The sequence below is a fragment of the Streptomyces gossypii genome (genome assembly GCF_025165795.1).
GTDB classification, from domain to species: Bacteria; Actinomycetota; Actinomycetes; order Streptomycetales; family Streptomycetaceae; genus Streptomyces; species Streptomyces gossypii.
The window spans coordinates 1-23,442 of the sequence record NZ_JAJAGO010000029.1; the positions used below are offsets into that span (position 1 = coordinate 1).

The window sequence follows — 23,442 nt, forward strand, 5'->3', positions numbered from 1 at the left end:
CGAAGACAGCGGCGCCGGTGTGATGAGCATCGGCGCTCTTGCGGCACGGTTCGGCGTGGCCACGCACGTCCTGCGGCATTGGGAGTCGAAGGGCCTGCTGCACCCTGGACGGGACGCGGGCGGACGCCGCCGCTACGGTGCGGAGGACCTCACCCGCGTGGCGGTAATCCTCCTTTCCAAGAAGGCCGGCCTCGGTCTGGACACCATCAGGAGCCTGTCCTCCACCGTCGACCGCGCCACCCGGCACAGGATCCTGCGTCCCGAGGCCGAGGAACTCCGATCGAGAATCGCGGCGGCCCGGGCCTCATTGGAGCTCATCGAGGGCGGCCTGAGCTGCGGGCACGAGGACGTCACCCAGTGTCCGAACTACCAGCGGCTCGTCGCCGAGCGGGTCGGCCCCGGATGCAAGGCGTCCGCCGCGAGGCAACGTTGAGACAGCGCGGCGAGGGGCATGCAGTCGGTAACGTGAGTCGGTAACGTGAGTCACCCAGCTCGGTCCACTTGTCCGATCGGATCACCCGTCGATGATCTGCGTCGCTCCGTATGCGCCGCATGCATGCCTGCGAGGGCGTCAACGGTTCAGCATCCGCTAGCGGGCGGCCAGGTTCTGTAGCCCTGTGCCAAAAGCTAGGGTTTCGTCATGACGACGCGGCCAACGGCAGTGACGGGAGCATCGGGCCACGTTGGCGGTGCGGTCGTGAGAGGGCTTGTGGACGCAGGGCACACGGACGTGCTCGCGTTGGTCCGGGAACCGTCTCGATTCGTTGATCCTCACCAGCCAGCGGCAGTGCGCCGAGCCGACTACACGTCTCGCGAGGAGATGGCAGCAGCTCTGACCGGGGTCGGAACGCTGGTCTTCATATCCAGCGATGGTGAGGCAGCTTCGGCGCTAGTTCATCACATCAATGTCCTGGACGCCGCCGTTCGGGCGGAGGTCGAGCACGTGGTGTATCTGAGCATCCTCGATCTTGAGCCGGACTCGCCGTTCTGCTTCGCCCCGGTGCACCGGGAGACGGAGCGAATGCTGCGTGACAGGCATCTTCCACACACTGTCGTACGGGCCTCCGTCTACGGCGAGTTCTTCACGCAGTGGGTCGTTGAGGCGGCGTCATCCGGCAGCCTGGCACTGCCCATGGGCGATGGTCGGGTGTCGTTGGTTTCACGCGGCGATGTTGCGCGCTGCCTGGTCGAGTGCGCCATCCGCCGCCCCGGTGCCGTGGTGAAAGCAACCGGCGGACACAGCTTCGACCTTGCCGAGCTCGCTGACATCACCGCACGATTCAGCCCGCATCTGGTCAAGGCCACCAACATCGAGCCGACAGAGTTCAGCTCGCTGCTTCTGCGTCGAGGCGTCGCACCGTGGTGGGTCTACGCCTTCACCAGCATGTTCGAGTCAGTGCGCGAGCAACGCTTCGAGGCGGTAACCGGTGACGTCGCCACGTTGACGGGCCTTGCTCCAGTCGGCTTCAGCACCCTCGCCGAAACGGCCATCCAGACGTCGCGCCACTGAGGATTCCGGCTCAGCTTCCGTGGCACGTCACCGTGTGCATCACGGCGGCTGCGTGTTCCGAGTTCCACCTCGCCACCGCAGCCATCCCGCGATGCTCCCGGCGGACGGGTGGGCAGATTTCCGGCACTGCCCTGGAGGCGAACTACGCCTCGGCGAATCCCTGTCGCTCATCGTCCGGCTGCGGCCGCCCGCGTCCGGACGGCCCGGCCGTCCCCGCAGGCGTCCCGAGGCGGTGCTCGGCGGCAAAGGCGTACGACTGAGGACGAGGCGATCCGGCTGTCCGAGCTCGCCGGCCTCGCCGGGCTTTGAGGGCCACCGCCCAAGTCCTGTCACGCAGCCTTGGCCGGGTAATCGGTCCAGGTAGGGATGGGTGAGCCGGGTGCGAGGTCGGCCTTTATTGGCTCGGGTCCGGTCGGCCAATCGAGCCCGGCCCACTAGCTGGTGCGGAATAGGCGTTGTTGACCGGTCTCACGTCTGAGTTGCCGCAGCGAGGACGGCACTGAGTGCTGCGGCAGCGTCGAGGAGGGCATGGGAGCGAGCCGCGATGCTCGCGTCCCGGGCCGCCAGCGCGGCCCGGACGTCTTCCGATCGGTGCCCGTGCCGCAGGTCCGGCATCAAGGCCCGGAGCGGGACGATACGGTACCCGGCGCTGCGTAGCTGGTGGACGATTCGGGCATCCCGAGCTTGGGCCGGTGAGTACCGTCGCGTTCCTCGCGGGGGGACCCGGTCGGGCACGACGAGCCCCTCGGCGTCCCAGTGCCGCAATGTCGATGGGCGCACTCCGAGCGCGGCGGCGAGTTCTAAGACGCTCATCGAGTCCGATGGGTGTACGTCTTCGACAGGCTCGGCAGAGATCGTCTCTGCCGCCTCCCTGGCGAGCTTGAGGTCCGTACGCTCTCGGTCGAGTCGGGCGTGTGCCGCGTCGAGAAGTGCAAGCACCTGCGAGGTCGGGCACTGATGTACGGCACGAACGATCCGCTTGGCCTCAACCGGGCCCGTGCCGACTGCGAGGGCTCGGTAGGCCAGCGCGGAATGCAGGTGAAGCTCCCCGTAGATCCGGTAACCCGCAGCTGTGCGCGTCGCCGACGGCAGCACACCGTCGCGCTCGAGATTACGCACCTGCTGAACCGAGTATCCGGCACGTCGCGCGACATCGACTGTACGCATGGCCGACGACTTGAGAGCTGACACCCGTTCCCCTTTGCCTTTCAGCTGAAAGTCTCCACAAGCACCTTAATGAAACGCTTGAGCACATGACCATCGACGAGATCATCGACTTCATGCAGGACCTCGAGGGAGTCCTGGCCATCAGGCCGGGGCCCGACGACGGCTCACCAGAGATCAGCTGGGGGGACACGTTCTTCTACTACTCTCCTGACGGTGCAGTGCCGAAGACGGCTCAGCCGTTCGCGACAATCGTGACGAAGAACTACCCAGGCGACGAGAGAGCGCGCCTGGACCGCCCGGATGCGTTCCGCGTCAGTATCGCCGCCGGGAAGGAAGCCTTCGTCAACCGGACCGGCCACGCGCCGCGCGAACCGGCCATCGACGACGACCCCAGCATCACCGATGCCGTGATGGCACACCCCGTCTACGGCTCCGCTGGCTGGCTCGCGGTGGTGAATCCGGGCCGGCGGACCGATACGGCAACCTGCGAGCTGCTCCGCAACGCCTGTCACCTCGCACGTTCGCGCTATGAGCGACGTACCGGGTGATGGCCGGGCGCTTCCCCCGATCTCCGCTATGGCCCGGTCCGAGATGGACGGTGACCGCTCGTCGACACGGTGGACCGCTCGTCGACTGGGTGAGCTTTTTGCTCCGCTCCGGCGAGGCTGACCTTGGGGCCAGGCTGTCAAGTGGCCGCGGCAAGGTCGAGGGTGAACGCCACCCGGTCGAGTCCGGGGCCGTCGTAGTCCGGCTTCACCTCTGAGGCCGTGAAGCCGAGCCGGGTGTGAAACGCCTGCGACGCAGTGTTCTCCGGACTGGTGATGCAGTGCACGTGACGGCGCCCCTGCCTCCCCCTTCAGGCCACCCCACCACGTGTCCAGCACGGCGAGCACGCGGAGATGGTCCTCGTCGGCAAGGTGCCGGGCCCTCATGCCCGCGGGAAGACCGTCGATCATCTGTGCAGTCTGCCAGCCGCGCGAGGCGCATCGCGAATGACCAGGATCAGGCCGGGCACTTCCGTCCGCCGGCCTTGACGGTCGGCTCGCCCCGCACCACCGGCCGCCGCAGCCCGACGACGACACCTGCCGCGACGAGCAGAGCGCCGACCACGTCGGTGAGGCCTGCCTTTCCGAGCCCGAGAGCGACGGTGGTGAGCAGTGCACCCACCGGGACGAGTCCCGCGAAGAGTCCGGCACGTTCGGCACCCAGTCGGCGCAGCGCGTCGTACCAGAGGAAGAAGGCGGTGGCTGTCACGAGTGCGCCGAGGTAGCCGAAAGCGGCAGCTTCGGTGGGGGTGGGCAGCCGCAGGGCGCTCGCACCGTCCAGGGCGATGCTCGCGACCAGCAGCATGGGCACGGACAGCGCCGCGGGATAGGCGGCGACCCTCAAGGGGCCGAGTTTGGGCAGCAGAGGAAGAGCGAGCAGCGAGAAGGCGACCTCGCCGGCGAGCGCTCCCAGCGACAGCAGTACACCGTGCAGGCTGCCGCCGCCGAGTCCGGCGGAGACGGCAGCGCCCAGGGTCACGACAGCCGCGGCGCCGACGGTGCGAGCGGCGGGCCGGCGGCGTTGTGTCAACGGCCCGGCGAGGGCGAGGACGACGGGGATCGCTCCGACAACGGTGCCGATCATGGCGGGGCTCGCGTGCCGAGTGGCCTCGACCAGGAAGATGTTGAAGCCGGCCAGGCCGGTGGCGGCCAGCGCCGCCAGGAGCAGGAAGTCACGCGGTGTCAGGCTGGCGCGGGGCAGGCGCTGGTGGCGTACGACGGCGAGGAGGATCGCTGCGGCGAGCGCGAAGCGCAGGGCCTGACCGCTGAGGACGGGGTAGTCGGCGATCGTCGCGGAGACTGCCGTCGACGTGCCGACGAGCAGCATCGCGGCGGCGGCACCCGCTGCCGGGATGGCGGAGGAACTCATGCCGCGTACTCCTTCGGCTGCGGGGCTGCGTCCGAAGGGGTGAGGACTTTGCGGGTGACGCGCTCGGCGATGGCGGCGACCATCGTGCGCGGCCGGCGCGGCAGCAGATGCGCGGCCAGGGCGTTACCGAATCCGGGGGTGACATAGCCGCGGTCGCGGTCGAGTGCGCGCAGTGCGGCGCGCACAACCGGCTCCGGCGTGGTCATCGAGCCGTTGACGGCAGCCTTGCGGGTGCCGATGGCGTCGAAGAAGGGGGTGTCGACCGGGCCGGGGCACAGGGTGAGCACGCGAATGCCACGCCTGCGGTACTCCTGGCGCAGAGCGAGCCCGAAGTTCAGTACGAAGCCCTTGGCCGCGCTGTACACGGCGAAGTACGGGGACGGCTGGAAGGCCGCGGTGGAAGCGACGTTCACGACGGCGCCCGTGCCGCGCTCCAGCATGCCGGGGAGCAGGGCGTGGGTGAGGTCGACGAGCGCGACGACGTTGACCATCAGCTGGTCGTGGTCTCGGTCCGCCGCGATGTCCTCGAACCGCCCGCACGTACCGAACCCGGCATTGTTGACCAGCAGGTCGACGCTCAGGCCGCGGGCCGCGAGCCGGCCGGCGACCTGCCGGGCGGCATCGGGCTCGGCGAGGTCCTGGACCAGGACGTGGGCGCGGATGCCGTGCTCCGCGATCAGTCGCTCGGCGAGGACTGTGAGCCTGTCCTCGGAACGCGCCACCAGGATCAGGTCGTGCCCGCGGGCAGCGAGCTGCGCGGCGAACTCCGCGCCGAGCCCGGACGAGGCACCAGTGATGAGCGCTGCACTGTTCACGGGAATCTCCTTCACAACGAGTAATTGAGACAGGAGAGTACTCACTTCTCGCATAATTGCAACAGCAGCGATGCACTTATGCGGAAAGTGGCGCAACGATGTATCGTTTTGGAGTCAAGCAGATGAGTGGAGGTGCCATGAGCGAGACGACGGCACGACCGTTGCGGGCGGACGCGGAGCGCAGTGTGCGGGCCATCCTGGAGGCGGCCGAACGCGTGCTCTCCGCGGATCCCGGCGCGTCGATGGAGCAGATCGCGACCGCCGCGGGGGTGGCCAGGACGACGATCCACCGGAGGTTCGCCCATCGGCAGGCGCTGATCGAGGCCCTGGCTTCGTCCGCCGCCCGCCAGCTCGCCCAAGCCGTGGAGGACGGCCGGCCGGACACCGCCCCTCCCCTGGTGGCACTGCACCGGATCACGGCCAATGTGCTCGAGGTGAAGGGCGCCTGGGCGTTCGCCCTGGGACTGCCGGCCGATCCCGACAGCGAAGCGGCCGCCATCCACCAGGACATCGGCCAGCGTTGCATCACCGTGCTGGAACGCGCCCGGGCCGACAAGCTCGTCGACGAGGCAGCCGACCTCCACTGGGTACGACGCGTCTACTACGCGCTCCTCGGGGAGTCCCTGCACGGGAGCCCGGACGACGCCGGCACCGACACCGACACCCTCGCCGCCCGCCTCATCGACACCCTGCTGCACGGCGCCGGACCGCGCTCCTGAGCACGGCCGCAGGCGTGAGCCGTCACCCGCGGGTGACGCGCGCCATCGAACTGCGGGAAGCGGTTCGTCAGCGGCACGGCCATCTCGACCTGGCGATGGACATCCTGTCGGGCCCGTTGTACTTCCGGCTGCTGATCACCCACCAACCCCTGACCCACGACCACATCGACCGCGTTCTCCGAGCGGTCTTCACCGGCATGAGCCCCCGGAGTACATGAGCACCCGCCCCGAACAGATCGGAGCCCTGCCCATGCGCATCACCGCCCTCGCCGATACCGACCGCACCTCGTCCGGCTACCGGCTCGCCTGACTGGCCGACGCAGAAGGCGGCGGCCCGCTCGGCTACGCGTTCCTGCGGGCGTTCACCCGGGAGACCAGGAGCACCTGGCGGAGCCGCACCTGCCACCTGCCCGTCCACCGGGCGGAGCGGCGTCGGCACGTCGAGCGCGACTCCGCGAAACAGCGGTGGTGCCACACGAAAGGCGGGAAGGCGTTCGGTCGTCGCGCAGGTCGCTGCGGGCACGGAAAAGTGGCCGGATACTTCTTCCACCATTCACCGGGGGGATCTCGGGTAGGATTGGTAGCATGGGCGAGCCTACCGGCAAGTATTCGATCACCATGCCGCGCGACATCGCGGAGGCCGCCCGGATCCGCAGCGGCCCCTCCGGCCTGTCCGGTTACGTCGCCGCGGCCGTCGCCCGCCAGATCGAACGCGACAACCTCAACGAACTCATCCAGGTCGCCGAAGCCGAGCACGGCCCCATCACGGACGACGAGGTCCAAGCCCTGCGCGACCAGCTCCACCAGGCCCGGCAGGAACAGGCACGAAGTGGGGCGGACGCTGCGTGAGCCGCTCGCCCGCAGCCCCCGGCGGCACCCTCGTCCTCGACAGCGAGGGACTGGCCAAAGCCGTCCTGCGCGACCGCACGGTCACCGCATGGCTCGCCCTCGCCCGCGCCGACGACCTCCGCGTCATCACCTCCGCCGCCACTCTCGTCGAGGTGGTCCACCCCCGCATCAAGGCGCCAGCCCTGGAGTGGACGCTGTCCCGCCTCATCGTCGAGCCGGTGACCGAACCGCTCGCCCGGCACGCAACCGCCCTCCTGGCCGACGCCGGGCTGCACGGCCACACGTACGCCATCGACGCCATGCTCAGCGCCACCGCCCTCGCCGCCCCCGGCCCTGTCACGGTCCTCACCTCCGACCCCGAGGACCTCACCACCCTGTGCGGCACACGCGTCACCGTCATCAACGTCTGAGCACCGGCTCACCGCCTGCGGTACCGTTCCCCTTCGGCGCCCCTCCCACTGGGCTGCCGACCGCAGAGAGTCATTCCGATCCGAACCATGGCCGCAGCCGCCGGGACAGAGTCTCCACGCAGCTCTCGAGGGACCGCCCATCCTGCTCTTGATCGGTGAGACTCCGGCCCAGCCTGGCCGCGAACGATCACGAGGGCTCGCATGGATAGGCATCGCGGCTCGGCACGGCACCGTTGGATCTTGCCGGGTTGGGGCGGCGCATGCCCCTGGGCCCGAACGCCGTGCCGACGTGCAGGCACCCGGCCGTGACTCGGACAGGGCCCAGCACACCGGCGGCAAAGCAACGGTCCCCCTGACGGCGCCGGGACGGTGCGCCAGGCGAGCGAAGAGCCCCGTGGGCCGCGCGTTCGCCCGTCCGGCGTATCGAGGCAGGCGCAGGAAAGGCACGGGCGTCCCGTCGGCTCTGCCGTACCCGGTGCCGGAGGCCGGGGGCAGGTGGCGGTGCCGCGACAGGCATGGTCGCGCTGTTGCGGCCATGATCGGACAGCAGGGCACGACGTCGACCTCACGCTGGGAGGAGTGTTCGTGGGCATGGACGGACAGCGGGACGCGGAGCGGCTGCACTGCCTGGTCGCCGGGGCGTCCGGTGACGTCGGCGGACGTCTGGTGCCGGGACTGGAGGAGGCCGGCCACCGGGCCCGGTGTCTGGCCCACTCCCCCGGCAGACTCCGCGTCCGTCCCTGGGCGCAGGATGCCGAGACGGTCCGGGACGATGTCCCGGACGCCGCCTCCGGCGCCGGGGCCATGCACGGTATCGATGTCGCGTACCACCTGATTCCCGCTCTCGGCAGGAGCACCAGCGCCAACTCCGGCTTCGGGGACTCCGACCGGCGCGCGGCCCGGACCCTCGCCGAGCGGGCACGCGACGGCCTCCCGACCGGATCTGTCACGGCCGCGCCGGGCGAAGAATCCGGAAGCAGTGCACACAGCGCCGCTGCACGGCACCAGGGGTGACGACATGACCGTAGCGGTTGTCCTGTTCACCTCGGATCTGCGTGTGCACGACCATCCGCCGCTGCGCGCCGCTCTCGCGGTGGCGGACGAGGTGGTGCCGCTCTTCGTGCGCGATTCCGGTGTGCACGCGGTCGGCTTCGACGCTCCCAACCGCAACGCCTTCCTCGCCGACTGCCTGGCCGACCTCGACGCTTCGCTGCGCCGGCGTGGCGGCCGGCTCGTCGTGCGTACGGGGCCGGTCGTCCGGGAGGTCGCCGCGGTCGCCGCCGAGTGCGGGGCCGCGGAGGTGCACATGGCCGCGGGCGTCACCGGGTACGCGCAGCGGAGGGAGGAGCGTCTGCATGACCGTCTCGGCGAACGAGGCGTGGCACTTCGTGTGCACGACAGCGTGATCACCGTCCTCGCTCCCGGGAGCGTGACGCCGGCCGGCTCCGACCACTACGCCGTGTTCACCCCCTACTTCCGCCGCTGGTCGGGCGAGCGGCTGCGGGAGACCTGTCCGGCGCCGGGGGCCGTGCGCGTCCCCGGGGCGGTACGCGGTGAGCCGCTGCCGTCCCGCGACGCGCTGTCCGGCGTCTCGGCGGGCATTCCGGCCGGAGGCGAGAAGGCGGGACGCGAGTCGTTCTCACGCTGGGCGCGGGCGGGGTTGTCCGGGTACGAGGAACGGCATGACGACCTGGCGGGCGACGCGACCTCCCGGCTGTCGCCGTATCTGCACTTCGGTGCCCTGTCACCGGTGGAGGCAGTCCGGCGGGCCCGCGGGCACGGCGGTTCCGGAGCGGAGGCGTTCGTGCGTCAGCTGTGCTGGCGCGACTTCCACCACCAGGTGCTGGCGGCGCGGCCCGAGGCGTCCGTCCGGGACTACCGCACCCGGCATGACCGGTGGCGGAGCGAGGAGGAGGCGTCGGAGGACATCGCCGCGTGGCGGGAGGGCCGTACCGGCTATCCCGTCGTCGACGCGGGCATGCGGCAGCTGCGCCATGAAGGCTGGATGCACAACCGCGCACGCCTGCTGGTGGCGAGCTTTCTGACCAAGACGCTGTACGTGGACTGGCGGATCGGCGCCCGGCACTTCCTGGCCCTGCTCGTGGACGGCGACGTAGCCAACAACCAGCTCAACTGGCAGTGGGTCGCCGGAACCGGCACGGACACCAGGCCGCACCGCGTGCTCAACCCCGTGGTCCAGGGAAAACGCTTCGATCCGCAGGGAGCGTACGCACGCCGCTGGGTGCCCGAACTGCACGACATGGAGGACCGGTTCGTGCACGAACCCTGGCGGCTCCCGAAGGAACGGCGCGCCCGCCTCGACTACCCCGAACCGCTCATCGACCTCGCCGACGGGCTGGCGCGCTTCAAGCACGCCCGCGGTCGCGACTGAGGGGCGACGCGTCGTGCACTGGCTCTTCGGCGACCAGATCGGCCCCCACTTCCTCACCCCGGGCGACGGCGGCCCCGGACGGAACACGCCGCTGCTGATGATCGAGGCCCGTTCGGTGTTCCGGCGCCGGCGCTTCCACCGGGCCAAGGCGCACCTGGTGCTCTCCGCCATGCGCCACCGGGCGGCCGAACTCGGCGATCGGATGACCTACGTACAGGCCGACACCTATCGGGAAGGGCTGGCGCGTGCGGCGGGCAGCCGCCCGGTCACCGTCCATCACCCGACTTCGTATGCCGCCGCACGACTCGTGCGCTCGCTCCCCCAGGTCACCACGGGTCCTGCACGGGGGTTCCTGGTGCCGATGGACGACTTCGCCGCGTGGGCTGACGGGCACGGCGGTAAACGGCTGCGGCAGGAGGACTTCTACCGGTGGGTGCGCCGGGGGCACGAGCTGCTGATGGACGGTGACGGCCCGGCCGGCGGCCGCTGGAACTTCGACCACGACAACCGGCAGCCGCCGCCACGCGACACGTCCGCCCTGCCGGTTCCCGGCCCCTACCGGCCACGTGAGGACGAGATCGACGAGGAGGTCCGCCACGACCTCGACCGCTGGGAGAGGGACGGCGACGTGTCCTTCGTCGGACGCGACGGACCCCGGCTCTTCCCCGCGACCCGCGCCGAGGCACGAGCAGCCCTCAAACGCTTCCTCGCACACCGGCTGGGTACCTTCGGCCCGTACGAGGACGCGATGCTCGCCGCCGACCCGGTCATGAGCCACAGTCTGCTGTCGTCCTCGCTCAACCTCGGCCTGCTCGACCCCGCCGAATGCGTCGAGCGGGCGGAGGCGGAGTGGCGCGCCGGCCGGGCGCCGGTCAGCAGCGTGGAGGGCTTCGTCCGGCAGGTCGCCGGCTGGCGCGAGTACGTGTGGCAGCTGTACTGGTATTTCGGCGAGGAGTACCGGCACTCGAACGTCCTGCGGCACACCGCCCCGCTTCCCGACTGGTGGAACGGCCTCGACGCGGACGCGGTGGAAGCGCGCTGCCTGCACACGTTCCTGGCCCAGGTACGGGACACGGGATGGACCCATCACATCCCCCGGCTGATGATCCTCGGCAGCCATGCCCTCCAGCGGGGCTGGGATCCCGCGGCGGTCACGGACTGGTTCCACCGCTGCTTCGTGGACGGATACGACTGGGTGATGGTCCCCAACGTCGTCGGCATGTCCCAGTACGCGGACGGCGGCCGTATGACGACCAAGCCGTACACGTCGGGCGGCTCCTACGTGCACCGCATGAGCGACCTGTGCGGACCGTGCCGCTACCGGCCGGGCGAGCGGACCGGCGAGCATGCCTGCCCCTACACCGCCGGCTACTGGGCGTTCCTCGACCGGCACCGGGAACGGCTCGGCCACAACTACCGCACCTCCCGGCCGGTGCACCAGCTGGACCGCCTCACCGACCTCGCGCAGGTGCTCCGGCAGGAGCGCGCGCGAGGTGACACACCGCCATGACGCCCACGTCGATGGGCCGGTGGAGTGAGCATCGGCGGTGACCGGGCCCCGCAGGCCCCGCGCCGGGCATCTATCAGCGCATCCGCACAAAGACACTCGACAGAAGCACTGGTGTGCAGGTGACCGAGAGTGAGAAGGGGCTGTGCCTGTCCGGGCTGCGGCCCCCCGCGGCCGGACCGGTCGAACCGGCCGGGCCCGTCGACGGTCCGCTCACGGCCCTCGACGCCGTCCCGGCCGTCGAGGCCGTACTCGGGCGTGTCCTCGACGAGGGACTGAGCCGGGCCGGTGACGTGGACCCCGTGTTCGCGCGTGACGTGGCCGGGCGGGTCACCGCGTTCGTCCGGCGTGGCGGAAAGCGGCTGCGTACGGCGTTCGCGTGGGTCGGGTGGCGGGCCGCGGGGGGTTCGGGTGACGCCAGGGCGGTACTGCGCACGGGTGCCGCGCTCGAACTGGTCCAGGCGTGTGCCCTCATGCACGACGACGTGATGGACGGATCACCGCTGCGCAGGGGGGCGCCGACGGTGCATGTGGACTTCGCCGGCATGCACCGGGCCGCACGGATGACCGGCTCGCCCGAAGTGTTCGCGTCCTCCGCGGCCGTGCTCGCCGGCGACCTGGCCCTGGCCTGGGCGGACGACCTGCTGACCGAGACGGCGCTCGGTTCGCCGCACGGCCCGCGGCTCTACCGCGAGTGGCAGGCGATGCGCGCCGAGATGGTCGCCGGGCAGTACCGGGACATCCACGCGCAGGCCACCGGGTCGTCCGGCGTCGACGAGGCGGTGAGCATCGCCACGCTCAAGAGCGCCCTGTACACGGTCGAGCGTCCGCTGGCGCTGGGCGCTTCACTGGCCGGCGCGGACGCGCGTGTCCAAGGCGCGCTGCGCTCCGCCGGACGGTGTGCGGGGCTGGCCTTCCAACTCCGTGACGACCTCCTCGGCGCCTTCGGCGACCCGGATCTGACCGGCAAGCCGGCCGGCGACGACCTGCGGACACGCAAGCTCACCTACCTGCTCGCCGTCGGCCTCCGGCTCGCCGACGCCTCCGGTGACGAGGAGGCGGCCGAGGCCCTCGGCCCCGGCGTCGCCCGCCGGGCGGACAGCACCGTGGAGCGGATGCGAGCGGCGCTGGAGCGGGTCGGTGCGCGGGCCGTCGTGGAGTCCAGAATCACGGAGTTGGCGGCGATGAGCCTGCGGCACTTCGCGGGGACCGGTGCGGACTCCACCGTACGGCGGGAGTTCACCGCGCTGGTCGGACGGGCTACGGGCGTTGCCCTGGAACACACCGGGGAGGCCGCGTGAGAACGCTGCCCGGACCGACAAATCATGTCGTCGTGGTGGGCGCCGGACTGTCCGGCCTCGCCTGCGCCCTGCATCTGCTGGGCGCAGGCCGCCGGGTGACGGTCGTCGAACGGGACGGCGGCCCGGGCGGCCGGGCCGGCCGCGTGCGCCTCGGCGGCTATGAGGTGGACACCGGTCCCACGGTGCTGACGATGCCGCACCTGGCCGACGAAGCCTTCGCCGCCGTAGGGGACAGCCTCGGCAGCCATGTCGAGCTGACGGCCCTGCACCCCGCCTACCGGGCGTGCTTCGCGGACGGGACCTCACTCGACGTCCACACCGACGGCCAGGCCATGGAGGCCGAGGTGCGACGGTTCGCCGGGCCGGCCGAGGCGGCGGGCTACCGCGGCCTGCGGGACTGGCTGGAGCGGCTGTACCGGGCCCAGATGCGGCACTTCATCGACACGAACTTCGACTCGCCCTTCCAGCTGCTGCACCCGGACCTGGCCCGTCTGGCGGCGCTGGGCGGCTTCGGCCGGCTGGACAGGCGCATCGGCCGCTTCCTCTCCGACTCCCGCCTGCGCCGGATCTTCTCCTTCCAGGCCCTGTACGCCGGCCTCGCCCCCGCCCGGGCCCTCGCGGCCTACGCGGTGATCGCCTACATGGACACCGTGGCCGGCGTCTGGTTCCCCGCGGGCGGCATGCACGCACTGCCCCGCGGCATGGCGAACGCGGCGGCCGGCGCGGGCGCCGACTTCCGCTGGTCGGCCGAAGCGACCGCGCTGGAACGCTCGGCCGGCCGGGTGCGCGCCGTACTTCTGGGCTCGGGCGAGCGGATCCCCTGCGACGCGGTGGTGCTGACCTGCGAGCTGCCCGCGGCGCATCGGCTGCTGGGGCGCGCCCCGCGGCGCCCGGTACGGCTGCGCCACTCACCGTCCGCCGTGGTCCTGCACGCGGGGACCGACCGTACCTGGCCTGGTCTCGCCCACCACACCCTCTCGTTCGGCGCGGCCTGGGAGTGCACCTTCGAAGAGCTGACCCGTTCGGGGCAGCTGATGAGCGATCCGTCCCTGCTGATCACCCGTCCGACGGCACACGATCCCTCCCTGGCCCCGCCGGGCAGGCACCTCCACTACGTGCTGGCCCCCTGCCCGAACACCGCCGTGGGGCCCTCCGCGGCCGCCTGGCGGGAGCTGGGCCCGCGCTACCGCGAAAGTCTGGTCGCCGAGCTGGAACGCCGGGGCCTGGACGGGTTCGCGGACAGCGTTCAGGAGGAGTTGCTGGTGACGCCGCTGGACTGGACGGCGCAGGGGCATGCGGCGGGCAGCCCGTTCTCCGTCTCCCACACCTTCGCCCAGACGGGCCCGTTCCGTCCGCGCAACCTGGTGCGCGGCCTCGAGAACGTCGTGCTGGCCGGCTGCGGGACCACCCCGGGCGTCGGTGTGCCGACGGTGCTCATCAGCGGCAAGCTCGCGGCCGCACGCGTTACCGGCGGCGTCCGTGCCGGTTCGCTCCGCGCCCGTCCGGCACCGCGCGTCGCACGTGCCGCCGCACTCTCGGCCGGGGAAGGTGCTCATGACCCGTCGTGAACTGGACGCCGCCGGGATCACGGATCCCGCCCTGCGCGCCGCCTACACCCGATGCAGGCGGCTCAACGCCCGCCACGGAAGGACGTACTTCCTGGCAACCCGTCTGCTCCCGGTGGAACGCCGCTCCGCCGTGCACGCGCTGTACGGCTTCGCCCGCTGGGCGGACGACATCGTGGACGACCTCGACCGGTCCCGGACACCGAAGAAGCGCGACGCGCTGCTGCGGTGTCTGGAGAGGGACCTCGCGCACGGGCTGCGCACCGGCGCCGGGGACGAGCCGATGGTCCGGGCCGTGGCCGACACCTCCGCCCGGTACGGCATCGAGCCCGCGCTGTTCGCCGACTTCCTGGCCTCGATGCGCAGCGACCTGCACGTCACGGACTATCCGACCTACGCCGATCTGCGGGCCTACATACACGGCTCGGCCGCGGTGATCGGACTGCAGATGCTGCCCGTGCTCGGCACGGTCACCTCACGCGAGGAGGCGGCGCCGCACGCGGCGGCCCTCGGCGTTGCCTTCCAGCTCACCAACTTCCTGCGGGACGTGGGCGAGGACCTGGACCGGGGCCGCGTCTACCTCCCGGCGGACCTGCTCGCCGCTCACGGGGTGCACCGGCCGCTGCTGGAGTGGAGCCGCCGTACAGGGCGGCGCGACGCAAGGATCCGGGAGGCACTCATCGCCGCCGAGGCCATGACCAGGGAGGTGTACCGGGCGGCGGAACCGGGCATCGCCATGCTCGACCCGCGGGTACGGCCCTGCATCCGCACCGCGTTCACCCTCTACGGCGGCATCCTCGACGCGATCGCGGACCAGGGGTACACGGTGCTGCACCGCCGTGCCGTGGTGTCGCGCAGGCGTCGTGCGGCCACCGTCTCCGCGGGAGTCGTACACATCGCGGGCGCCCGGTGGTGCGCCCGCGCCGCGCGTCGGACGCCCCGGGCGGGCAGCACGGCACTTCATCAGTGGAAAGGGCCCGTGCAGTGAGCGACCGAGCGGACCGGGCCGGTTGGAAACCGCCGTTGCGGCGCCGCCGCCGCCGGGCGGACTGGGCGACACGCCTGCCGACCTGGCGGGAGGCGTGCCCCGCGCTGATCGCCGGCGCGCTCAAACGGGCGTCTGCCCGGCCGTCGGGCAACTGGTTCGTCGTCGGCGCCTCCCGGGACGTGCGCGCCGGTGGCCGCCCCTGCGGCAGGACGGTGGGCGGAGTCGAAGTCGTGCTGTGGCGGTCGGACGCGGGTGAGCTGCAGGCCGGCCCAGGCGCCTGCCCCCATCTCGGCGCGCCCCTGCGCGACAGCCGGGTGCGGTGCGGCACGCTGGTGTGCCACTGGCACGGACTGGTTCTGGACGGTGGGTCGTTCGCCGGCTGGGATCCCTACCCCGTCCACGACGACGGAGTACTGGTGTGGGTCCGGCTGGACACGGTCGGCGGCGAGGAGCCGTCGGAGCGTCCCGTGGTGCCGGTACGGCCGGCGGCGGGCAGCGGGGTGGACGCGGTGTTCCAGGCGGTGGGACGGTGCGAGCCGCAGGACGTGGTCGCCAACCGGCTCGACCCGTGGCACGGCTCCTGGTTCCATCCTTACTCGTTCGTGGACCTGACCGTGGCCCGGCCCCCGCGGGGTGAGGAGGAGGACGACGCCTTCGTCGTCGACGTCTCCTTCCGGGTGACCGGCAGTCTGGTGGCGCCGGTCCGGGCGGAGTTCACCGCTCCCGAGCCGCGTACGGTCGTCATGCGCATCACCGAGGGCGAGGGAGTCACCTCCGTTGTCGAGACCCATGCCACTCCGCTGACCGGCGAGGCCGACGAGCGGCCACGGACCGCCGTCGTCGAAGCGGTCGTCGCTGCCTCGGACCGGCGGGGTTTCGCCCTGGCACGGGCCGCGGCGCCCGCGCTGCGCCCGTTGATGCGCCGGACGGCCGCCCGCCTGTGGCGCGACGACCTGGCGTACGCGGAGCGGCGTTGGGCGCTGCGGAGCACCGGACGGTTTCCGGCATGATCGAAACGGCGTTCCTAGCGTCGCCCGACCGTGCCCAGTGCCCTCAGCACGGGTGAACGGCCCGCCCGGGGAACCGTCCACAGCACCTGGCCCCGGACGCCCCAGCCGCGCAGGAGGGCGTTGGCCGCGAGGAAACCAGTGGTGGCGGAGCGTTCCATCAGGGCCACGGGCAGGTCGCAGCGGATCGCGTCACCGGCCAGCATCACCCGGGGGTGGGGAGTCGACACGGTGGGCCGCCGGGCGCGGGAGCCGACCGGGAAGAACGGACAGTCGGAGCGCCATTCGTGCCGGGCGTCCACGAGCCGCGCCGGCCGTGTCTCCGGGTAGACCTGGCGCAGGCTGTTGACGAGGCGGTCCTGCACCGCCTCGCGTTCCGCGTCGGCGGCGACCGCGTAGGCGTGCAGTTCCACCACCGAGCCGCCGGTCCGGGCTGCCCATCGGGCCGCCTCCCCCTCGTAGCGTTCGAGGACGCTGATGTTGTCGAGGCCGTCGTAGCCGCTGGTACCGAGGAATCCGGCGCGGTCGGCGCGGACCGGCCGGTCGAGCCAGAGCCGGGAGACGAGGAAGGGCGGGGCGGTGCGCAGGGCGGTGACGTCGTCGCGCCAGGCGGGGGTGCCCAGACCGGGTGAGGTCGCGACCATCCCGCGCAGCGCTCCGGGGTCGAGGGCGAGGACCGCCGCCTCGTGGCGGTCGGCGGTGCCGTCGGTCCGCACCTCCACTCCCCCGCCGTCGCACGGGAGAACGCCGCGCACGGGCGTGCCCGTACGGACGTCCGCACCCAGGCGCCGCAGGTAGTCGCCGAGCGGCTCCCACAGTGCCTGGGGAAAGGGTTCGTCCGGCACGTCGAAGAGCAGGCCCTCGGCGGAGCCGAGGAAGTAGATGTGGAACATCACCAGGAGCTCCGCGGCGGACAGTTCGCGCGGGTCGGCGAAGAAACTGCGCGAGAACACCTCGAACGCGAGATGGTGCGCCGCTTCGGGGAAGCGGACGCGTTCCAGGAAGCGGGTGGCACTGACCGAGTCGAAGCGCTCGTAGACCTCGGGCACGCGGACGTCGAGGAGTGGCAGCGCGGCCCGGGCGTTCATGGCGGTCAGATCGCGCCAGCCGAAGGTGGGGCTCCGGGCGACGAACCCGAGGGCGCTGAACGGTGGTGTGCGCGGGACGCGGGCGAAGCTGTCGGTCAGCCCGCCGCTGTGACGCAGCGGGTAGTCGGGCAGCGACCGGAGACGGTCGAGCGCGGGATCGGTCCGCCGCAACAGGCCGCGCAGGTTGTAGTACTGACGGAAGAAGGCGTGGAACCCGCGGCTCATGGTCGCCTCGCAACCGTCGGCGAGGCGGGTGCGCCAGCCCGCGAGACGGCCGCCGAGCGAATCCTCCCGTTCGTAGAGGGTGACGCGGGCGCCTCGTTCGGCCAGCAGGGTGGCCGCGGCGAGACCGGCGATCCCCCCGCCGACCACGGCAACGCCCGGCGCGTCCGCGCGATCGAAGCGCTCCCGGCCGGGCGCGGGCATCAGCACTTCGGCCTTGCGGTCCCGGCCGCGCCGGGCGGCACGGTGCGGGGCACTCACCGGGTGTGCGCCGCTGCCGCGGCGGAGCCGTGGCGGGCGAGGAAGGTGTGCACGATTCCGGTCTGCCACCCGGCGACGGGCGCAGCGCGCACCCCTGTGAATCCCGCGTCCCTCAGACGCGCGGTGAAGGCAGGGACGGTGTCGAAGTCGAGGACGCTGCGCCACAGGTGCCGGTAGAGCGCACGGTCACCGCCGAGGGTGCCCGCGGGGATGATGACTGCCCGGCACATGGCCGTCCACAGCGCGCGGTGGGCGGCCGAGCCGCTGAGACCGTACTCGTGGACGGCGAGCCGGCCGCCCGGTCGCAGCAGGGTCCGGACGCTTGCCAGGACACCGTCCGGGTCGGTGACGTTGCGGAACAGGTAGGCGGCGAACACCGCGTCGTACGGTCCCTCCCCGGCCGTGGCCACTTCCTCGGCGGTCAGGTGCCGGAAGCGGACGCGTGCCGGCCACGACTTGGCCAGTGCGCGCCCCAGCATTCCCGACGACGCGTCGACGGCGGTGATGCGGGCGCGGGGCGCGGCCCGCAGCAGAGCCCGGGTGGAGGCACCCGTCCCGCAACCGAGGTCGAGAACGTGCAGACCGGCCCCGGCCCGGGGCAGCCGGAGGCGTCGCGCCGAACGAAGAAGGTCGGTGCGGTAGCCGGGGTTGAGGGCCGTGAGGCGGTCGTAGGTGTGCGACGCGTGGTCGAAGGCGCGTGCCAGGTCGTGGTCGCGCAGCAGTGTCATCGGTGACTCTCTCCGATCCGTGGGGCAGGGTGGGAGCGACGGCGCAGGAAAGGGACTTCGAGGGCGGTCCGCAGCATGGGGCCTCCCGGGGTGTGCAGGCCGATGCCCCACTCCTCCCGGAGCGACGTGCCGCCGTCGAGGAAACGCAGCAGCCGTTCCGGCGGAACGCGGCGGAACAGGCCCGTGAAGAAGTCGGGGCCGTCGATCCGGCCGGTGTCCAGGGCCCGCAGCAGAACCGCGTCCATGGCCAGCGCCCGCCGTCCGTGCGGTCGGGGCACGGTCGTGCGGCCGTCGCGCAGGGCGGCGGCGATGGCCTGGGTCTGCCGCTGCACGGCGGCGAAGGTGTAGCCGGTCGCCGGGCGGGTGGCGCCGCCGGCGGTTCCGATCCGGAAGACGGCGGGTCCGGTCCGGCGGGCGAAGCGCGCGTCGGTCATGGGGATGACGCCCTGCTCCGCCCCGTCGACGGTGAACGCGCCGAGCTTCAGGATGTGGCGGCTGTAGTGCGCCAGCGCCGCCTCGTACGCCGTCGTGGTCAGTGGAGCCCTGGAGAACTCGGTGTACTCGACGAGCGCCCGGTCCGGTGCCAGCGGCAGCACGTAGCCGAAGGCGAGCCCGTGGCGCGGCTGTGGCACCCGGAAGTCCATCAGGTCGGCGATCGCGGTATCGAACCGGTCGGCGTCCGTGTGCACGAACCAGCCCCGGAAGTGCTGGAGCAGTTGGGTCCGGGCCGGTGGCAGGGCGCGCAGGGGGCGGGAGTCGAACACGCGGCGGGCGCGCAGGGTCAGCGTCCGCGCGTCGGCGGCCGTGCAGCGGACTTCCGCTCCACCGGCCGTGCTGCGCACCGTTTCCGCCGTCGCGCGCAGGACGCGTGCGCCGGGGGAACGGTCCAGCCGGGAGTGCACCAGCCGTTCGAACGCCGTGGACCGGAGCATGCGGTAGCGCAGGGGCGCCGGGTCGGCCGTGGTCGCGGCGCCGTCGGTGCCGTGGACCCGCAGCAGCGGCCAGGAGGCGCTGATCGCCGCGTCGAAGTCGCCCGTGCCCTGGTCCCAGTAGCACCAGGTCCGCTCGGGCACCCTTCGCGGACCGTCCGGCACCTCCACCAAGGTGACGGTGGTGGAGCCGGTCGCCGTCAGCCGGTGCGCGAGGCTGAGTCCGGAGGCGCCGCCGCCGACGATGACCACGTCGGACGTTTCGTCGGGGGCGTCGGGAGCTCCACGGTGCTGGCTGTTCATGTTCCTCTTCCTCCGACGCGCTCTTCAGCCCGTACCGCCACGCCGCCACGCCGCCACGCCGCGATACGGAGCGCGTCGTCCGCGGTGCGTCACCTCCGTCGGCAGGACCGGACACGCACGACGTCCACCGGAGCACGTTCCGTCCGCGGAGGCCAGGCGCCACTGCGAGCCGGTGCCCGACGGACTCCTGACGGCTCATTCCCTCGGCAGCGCCTGTTCGGCCCGGATGGTCGCGCCGCCGTCGGCAACGCCAGGTGGCACAGCCCTGGTGGACGACGGCATACTCGGCACGGCCGACGTGTGGGACGTCCGCGTCCCCTCCCGTAAACCTCAGAGAGGCACGCATGACTGACCCGTCGCTGCCCCAGATCGACACCTCGATTCCGCACTCCGCGCGCGTGTGGAACTACTGGCTGGGCGGGAAGGACAATTTCCCCGCGGACCACGCCGCGGGCGACGCCTATGCCGCCAAGTACCCCCTGATCCAGACGTTCGCCCGCGAATCACGGGACTTCCTGCGCCGTACGGTGAGCTATCTGGCGCGGGAGGCCGGGGTCAGGCAGTTCCTGGACCTGGGCGCCGGCCTGCCCACGGTCGACAACACGCATGAGGTCGTCCAGCGCATCGCTCCCGACTGCCGGGTGGTGTACGTCGATCACGACCCCCTGGTTCTGCTGCATGTCCACGCACTCGGTATCAGCACGGCCGACGGTGCCGTCGACTACCTGGAGGCGGACATGCGCAACACGGACCTCATCCTGGAGGGCGCGGCGAAGACCCTCGACATGACGCGCCCCGTCGCCGTGGTCATCAGTGACGTGCTCGGCCACATCGTCGACTGGGACGAGGCGTTGTCGCTGGTACACCGGCTGATGGACAGGCTGCCCTCGGGCAGTTACCTGTCGCTGAGCCACTCCACCGCCTCCGACGAGGAGCACCGGGCGGTGCAGGAGGAATACAACAACTCCGGTGCGATCCCCTATATCTTCCGCGAACCGGAGCAGACGATCGCCTTCTTCGACGGTCTTGAGCTCGTCGAGCCCGGGATGGTCTCCTGGCCCAACTGGCACCCGGACGCGAACACCGGCCGCGCCACGGAGCGGGCAGGCTGGGGCGCCGTGGCGCGCAAACCGTGACGCACAGCGCGTGATCGAATAGGGGATGACATCGTTCTGGACCGGTAAACGGATACGCCTGCGCGGTATCGAGCCCGAGGACGGGGCCGCGTTCATGCGCTTCGCCTCGGACGAGGAGCGGTTGGGAGACCTGCTGAACCCGCCGCGTTCCGCCGAGAGCTACCGCGCCTGGGCGAAGGAGCAAGCCACCGCCAAGTCCGAAAACGACTGCTTCCAGTTGGTGATCGAAGCCGGCGACACCGGAGAGGCTGTCGGTGCCGTCGGCTCTTACCATGCCGACTCCCGTGCGGGCTGGTTCGAATACGGCGTCACCATCGGCGCCGACCACCGGCGCAAGGGCTATGCGGCGGAAGCCGTCGTCCTGTTGCTGCGCTTCATGTTCGCCGAGCGGCGTTTTCACAAGTGCCAGGCGCGGGTCTTCGCGCACAACGAGAGCTCGCTGGCATTTCACCGGCGGCTCGGATTCGTGGAGGAAGGGCGTCTCCGCGATCAGGTGTTCTTCGCCGGTGGGCACCACGATCTCGTCATGATGGGCATGCTCGCGGACGAGTTCGCCGGGGTGCATTCGCTGAGCGAGCGGTGACGGCGGCGATGGTGACGGTGACGGTGATGGTGATGACAGTGGCGGCGACTCCCGCTTTGTCCTGATGGTGGAAGAAGTTTTCAAGAAAGCTGCGGAAGGTCTTGTGCCCGAAGACGAAGGCCGCTAACTTCCTCGACACCAACTGGTCACGCTGAGTGATCATCAGCTCGGTACTGCGGCGCGCGCCTGTCGTCCCCACCAGCCGGCTTCACGACCGGGCCTGCTGGCACCCCACACTCTCTGGGAGATTCCTGTGCGCAGAAGACCCCGAAGACCGTCCAGCAAGTTCAGCATGTTCAGTGAGTTGAGCCCGTTCAGGCAGTTGCGGCTCCCCACCTTCCTGCTCTGTGCCCTGCTCGCCGTCGGCTTCCTCGCCCCCACCGGAACTGCCGGTGCCGCTGCGGGCGAGCCGCTGGCCGAGGAGTTCCAGCAGGTCACCCTCGCCAAGGGCGTGGCGGAGACGGGCGAGCCGATGGCCCTGGCGGTCCTTCCGGACCGCTCGGTGCTGCACACCTCACGCGACGGCACGCTCCGGCTGACGGACGCCGAGGGCACCACCAAGGTCGCGGGCCAGGTCGACGTCTACAGCCACGACGAGGAGGGCCTGCAAGGCGTCGGTGTCGACCCGGACTTCGCCTCCAACCGCCACATCTACCTCTACTACGCGCCGCAGCTCGACACTCCCGGCGGCGATGCCCCCGGCGAGGGCTCGGCCTCGGACTTCGAGCCCTTCGACGGCGTGAACCGGCTCTCCCGCTTCACCCTCACCACGGGCGGCACCCTGGATCTCGGCAGCGAGAAGAAGATCCTGGACGTGCCCGCGTCCCGTGGAATCTGCTGCCATGTGGGCGGCGACATCGACTTCGACGCCCAGGGCAACCTCTACCTCACCACGGGAGACGACACCAACCCCTTCGCCTCCGACGGCTACACGCCGATCGACGAACGCACCACCCGCAACCCCGCCTACGACGCCCAGCGCTCCAGCGGGAACACCAACGACCTGCGCGGGAAGGTCCTGCGGATCAAGGTCGCGGCCGACGGCTCGTACACGACACCGCCGGGCAACCTCTTCTCGCCGGGTACGGCGAAGACCCGCCCCGAGATCTACGCCATGGGCTTCCGCAACCCGTTCCGGATGAGCGTCGACCAGGCCACCGGGACCGTGTACCTCGGTGACTACGGTCCGGACGCCGGTACCGCGGATCCCGGGCGCGGGCCGGGCGGCCAAGTCGAGTTCAACCGGATCACGGAGGCCGGAAACTTCGGCTGGCCGTACTGCACCGGCGAGAACGACGCCTACGTCGACTACGACTTCGCGAGCGGCGACTCGGGAGCGGCGTTCGACTGTGCGGCCCCGAAGAACAACTCGCCGCACAACACGGGCCTCACCGACCTGCCCCCGGTGCAGCCGGCCTGGCTGCCGTACGACGGCAACTCGGTGCCGGAGTTCGGCGGCGGCTCGGAGTCTCCGATGGCCGGACCGGTCTACCGCTACGACGCGTCGTCCACCTCGGACGTCAAGTTCCCGCAGAGCTACGACGGCGACTTCTTCGCCACCGAGTTCGGCCGCCAGTGGATCCGCCGCATCGAGCAGGGCAGCGACGGGACGGTCCAGTCCATCAACCCCTTCCCCTGGAACGGCACTCAGGTGATGGACTCGGCCTTCGGACCAGACGGCGCCCTGTACGTCCTGGATTACGGCACCGGCTATTTCAACGGCGACGAGAACTCCGCCCTGTACCGCATCGAGCACGTGACCGGCGATTCCGGCACGCGAACCGGTGAGGTGACGGGCGTCAACGACAAATGCCTCGACGTCGCGGACGCCCAGAACACCGACGGCACCCAGATCCAGCTGTGGACGTGCAACGACACCGACGCCCAGAAATGGACCCTGCCCGGCGACGGCACCCTTCAAGCCCTGGGCAAATGCCTCGACATCAGCGGCGGCGGCACCGCCGACGGCACCCGCGTCCAACTGTGGACCTGCAACGACACCGGCGCCCAGAAATGGCAGCCCCAACCCGACGGAACCCTCCGCAACC

The 23,442-nt window shown here is 71.2% G+C and carries 23 protein-coding genes and 1 pseudogene; 17 read left to right on the forward strand and 7 right to left on the reverse strand.

Annotated elements, in window-relative coordinates:
- Nucleotides 1–22: 22 nt before the first annotated feature.
- Entirely contained in the window at nt 23–433 is a 411-nt protein-coding gene (locus tag LHJ74_RS33695; protein ID WP_260222187.1) for a MerR family transcriptional regulator, read from the forward strand.
- A gap of 207 nt (nt 434–640) precedes the next feature.
- Nucleotides 641–1,510: an NAD(P)H-binding protein gene (locus tag LHJ74_RS33700; RefSeq protein ID WP_260222166.1), complete on the forward strand. Its 870-nt coding sequence runs from the start codon at nt 641–643 to the stop codon at nt 1,508–1,510.
- A 468-nt stretch (nt 1,511–1,978) separates the two neighbouring features.
- On the opposite strand, the gene LHJ74_RS33705 is transcribed toward LHJ74_RS33700, so the two are convergent.
- Entirely contained in the window at nt 1,979–2,701 is a 723-nt protein-coding gene (locus LHJ74_RS33705) for a MerR family transcriptional regulator (protein WP_260222167.1), read from the reverse strand.
- A gap of 62 nt (nt 2,702–2,763) precedes the next feature.
- Between LHJ74_RS33705 and LHJ74_RS33710 the strand changes: the two genes are divergently transcribed.
- Complete coding sequence (locus tag LHJ74_RS33710) at nt 2,764–3,225, forward strand: DUF6194 family protein (RefSeq protein WP_260222169.1); 462 nt, start codon at nt 2,764–2,766, stop codon at nt 3,223–3,225.
- Between the two features lie 137 nt (nt 3,226–3,362).
- On the opposite strand, the gene LHJ74_RS33715 is transcribed toward LHJ74_RS33710, so the two are convergent.
- From LHJ74_RS33715 to LHJ74_RS33725, 3 genes are all read right to left on the reverse strand, one after another.
- The gene (locus LHJ74_RS33715) at nt 3,363–3,509 is read right to left on the reverse strand and encodes a GNAT family N-acetyltransferase (RefSeq protein ID WP_260222170.1); all 147 of its coding nucleotides are present in this window, start codon (nt 3,507–3,509) and stop codon (nt 3,363–3,365) included.
- Nucleotides 3,510–3,679: 170 nt separating this feature from the next.
- Nucleotides 3,680–4,591 (reverse strand): DMT family transporter, encoded by a 912-nt coding sequence (locus tag LHJ74_RS33720; RefSeq protein ID WP_260222171.1) that lies wholly within the window; start codon nt 4,589–4,591, stop codon nt 3,680–3,682.
- Nucleotides 4,588–5,406, reverse strand: a complete 819-nt coding sequence (locus LHJ74_RS33725) for an SDR family NAD(P)-dependent oxidoreductase (protein ID WP_260222172.1) — start codon at nt 5,404–5,406, stop codon at nt 4,588–4,590. The genes LHJ74_RS33720 and LHJ74_RS33725 overlap by 4 nt, the downstream gene beginning before the upstream one ends.
- A gap of 137 nt (nt 5,407–5,543) precedes the next feature.
- Here LHJ74_RS33725 and LHJ74_RS33730 point away from each other — a divergent pair, with 137 nt between their 5' ends.
- From LHJ74_RS33730 to LHJ74_RS33780, 11 genes and pseudogenes are all read left to right on the forward strand, one after another.
- Entirely contained in the window at nt 5,544–6,125 is a 582-nt protein-coding gene (locus LHJ74_RS33730) for a TetR/AcrR family transcriptional regulator (RefSeq protein WP_260222173.1), read from the forward strand.
- 14 nt (nt 6,126–6,139) lie between these two features.
- Nucleotides 6,140–6,343 carry a TetR family transcriptional regulator C-terminal domain-containing protein gene (locus tag LHJ74_RS33735; protein WP_260222174.1) on the forward strand — a complete coding sequence of 68 codons (204 nt, stop codon included), beginning with the start codon at nt 6,140–6,142 and terminating at the stop codon, nt 6,341–6,343.
- Between the two features lie 367 nt (nt 6,344–6,710).
- A complete protein-coding gene (locus tag LHJ74_RS33740) occupies nt 6,711–6,974 on the forward strand; it encodes a CopG family transcriptional regulator (RefSeq protein ID WP_260222175.1) in 264 nt (87 codons plus the stop codon).
- On the forward strand, nt 6,971–7,384 hold the full coding sequence (locus LHJ74_RS33745) for a type II toxin-antitoxin system VapC family toxin (RefSeq protein WP_260222176.1): 414 nt from the start codon (nt 6,971–6,973) through the stop codon (nt 7,382–7,384). The genes LHJ74_RS33740 and LHJ74_RS33745 overlap by 4 nt, the downstream gene beginning before the upstream one ends.
- A 591-nt stretch (nt 7,385–7,975) precedes the next feature.
- Nucleotides 7,976–8,305: pseudogene (locus LHJ74_RS33750) on the forward strand (NAD(P)H-binding protein); the annotation flags it as partial.
- Between the two features lie 97 nt (nt 8,306–8,402).
- Nucleotides 8,403–9,776: a cryptochrome/photolyase family protein gene (locus LHJ74_RS33755; RefSeq protein WP_260222177.1), complete on the forward strand. Its 1,374-nt coding sequence runs from the start codon at nt 8,403–8,405 to the stop codon at nt 9,774–9,776.
- Nucleotides 9,777–9,789: 13 nt separating this feature from the next.
- A complete protein-coding gene (locus tag LHJ74_RS33760) occupies nt 9,790–11,286 on the forward strand; it encodes a cryptochrome/photolyase family protein (protein ID WP_260222178.1) in 1,497 nt (498 codons plus the stop codon).
- A 146-nt stretch (nt 11,287–11,432) separates the two neighbouring features.
- Entirely contained in the window at nt 11,433–12,584 is a 1,152-nt protein-coding gene (locus LHJ74_RS33765) for a polyprenyl synthetase family protein (protein WP_375546895.1), read from the forward strand.
- Nucleotides 12,581–14,152: a phytoene desaturase family protein gene (gene crtI / locus LHJ74_RS33770; RefSeq protein ID WP_260222180.1), complete on the forward strand. Its 1,572-nt coding sequence runs from the start codon at nt 12,581–12,583 to the stop codon at nt 14,150–14,152. Before LHJ74_RS33765 ends, crtI begins: the two co-directional genes overlap by 4 nt.
- Nucleotides 14,139–15,137, forward strand: a complete 999-nt coding sequence (locus tag LHJ74_RS33775; RefSeq protein ID WP_260222181.1) for a phytoene/squalene synthase family protein — start codon at nt 14,139–14,141, stop codon at nt 15,135–15,137. The genes crtI and LHJ74_RS33775 overlap by 14 nt, the downstream gene beginning before the upstream one ends.
- On the forward strand, nt 15,134–16,147 hold the full coding sequence (locus LHJ74_RS33780) for a DUF5914 domain-containing protein (RefSeq protein ID WP_375546894.1): 1,014 nt from the start codon (nt 15,134–15,136) through the stop codon (nt 16,145–16,147). The genes LHJ74_RS33775 and LHJ74_RS33780 overlap by 4 nt, the downstream gene beginning before the upstream one ends.
- 14 nt (nt 16,148–16,161) lie before the next feature.
- Here LHJ74_RS33780 and LHJ74_RS33785 read toward each other — a convergent pair whose 3' ends face one another.
- The 3 genes from LHJ74_RS33785 to LHJ74_RS33795 are packed head-to-tail and all read right to left on the reverse strand — an operon-like array spanning nt 16,162 to nt 19,675.
- Nucleotides 16,162–17,658, reverse strand: a complete 1,497-nt coding sequence (locus LHJ74_RS33785) for an FAD-dependent oxidoreductase (protein WP_260222189.1) — start codon at nt 17,656–17,658, stop codon at nt 16,162–16,164.
- 53 nt (nt 17,659–17,711) lie between these two features.
- The gene (locus tag LHJ74_RS33790) at nt 17,712–18,443 is read right to left on the reverse strand and encodes a methyltransferase domain-containing protein (RefSeq protein WP_260222182.1); all 732 of its coding nucleotides are present in this window, start codon (nt 18,441–18,443) and stop codon (nt 17,712–17,714) included.
- Nucleotides 18,440–19,675: a lycopene cyclase family protein gene (locus tag LHJ74_RS33795; RefSeq protein WP_260222183.1), complete on the reverse strand. Its 1,236-nt coding sequence runs from the start codon at nt 19,673–19,675 to the stop codon at nt 18,440–18,442. Before LHJ74_RS33795 ends, LHJ74_RS33790 begins: the two co-directional genes overlap by 4 nt.
- A 344-nt stretch (nt 19,676–20,019) precedes the next feature.
- On the opposite strand from LHJ74_RS33795, the gene LHJ74_RS33800 reads away from it, so the two are divergent.
- From LHJ74_RS33800 to LHJ74_RS33810, 3 genes are all read left to right on the forward strand, one after another.
- Nucleotides 20,020–20,811, forward strand: coding sequence for an SAM-dependent methyltransferase (locus LHJ74_RS33800; RefSeq protein WP_260222184.1), 792 nt, complete (start codon nt 20,020–20,022; stop codon nt 20,809–20,811).
- 25 nt (nt 20,812–20,836) lie between these two features.
- Nucleotides 20,837–21,394, forward strand: a complete 558-nt coding sequence (locus LHJ74_RS33805) for a GNAT family N-acetyltransferase (protein ID WP_260222185.1) — start codon at nt 20,837–20,839, stop codon at nt 21,392–21,394.
- 292 nt (nt 21,395–21,686) lie between these two features.
- A partial coding sequence (locus LHJ74_RS33810) for a PQQ-dependent sugar dehydrogenase (RefSeq protein ID WP_260222186.1) occupies nt 21,687–23,442 on the forward strand: 1,756 nt, incomplete at its 3' end.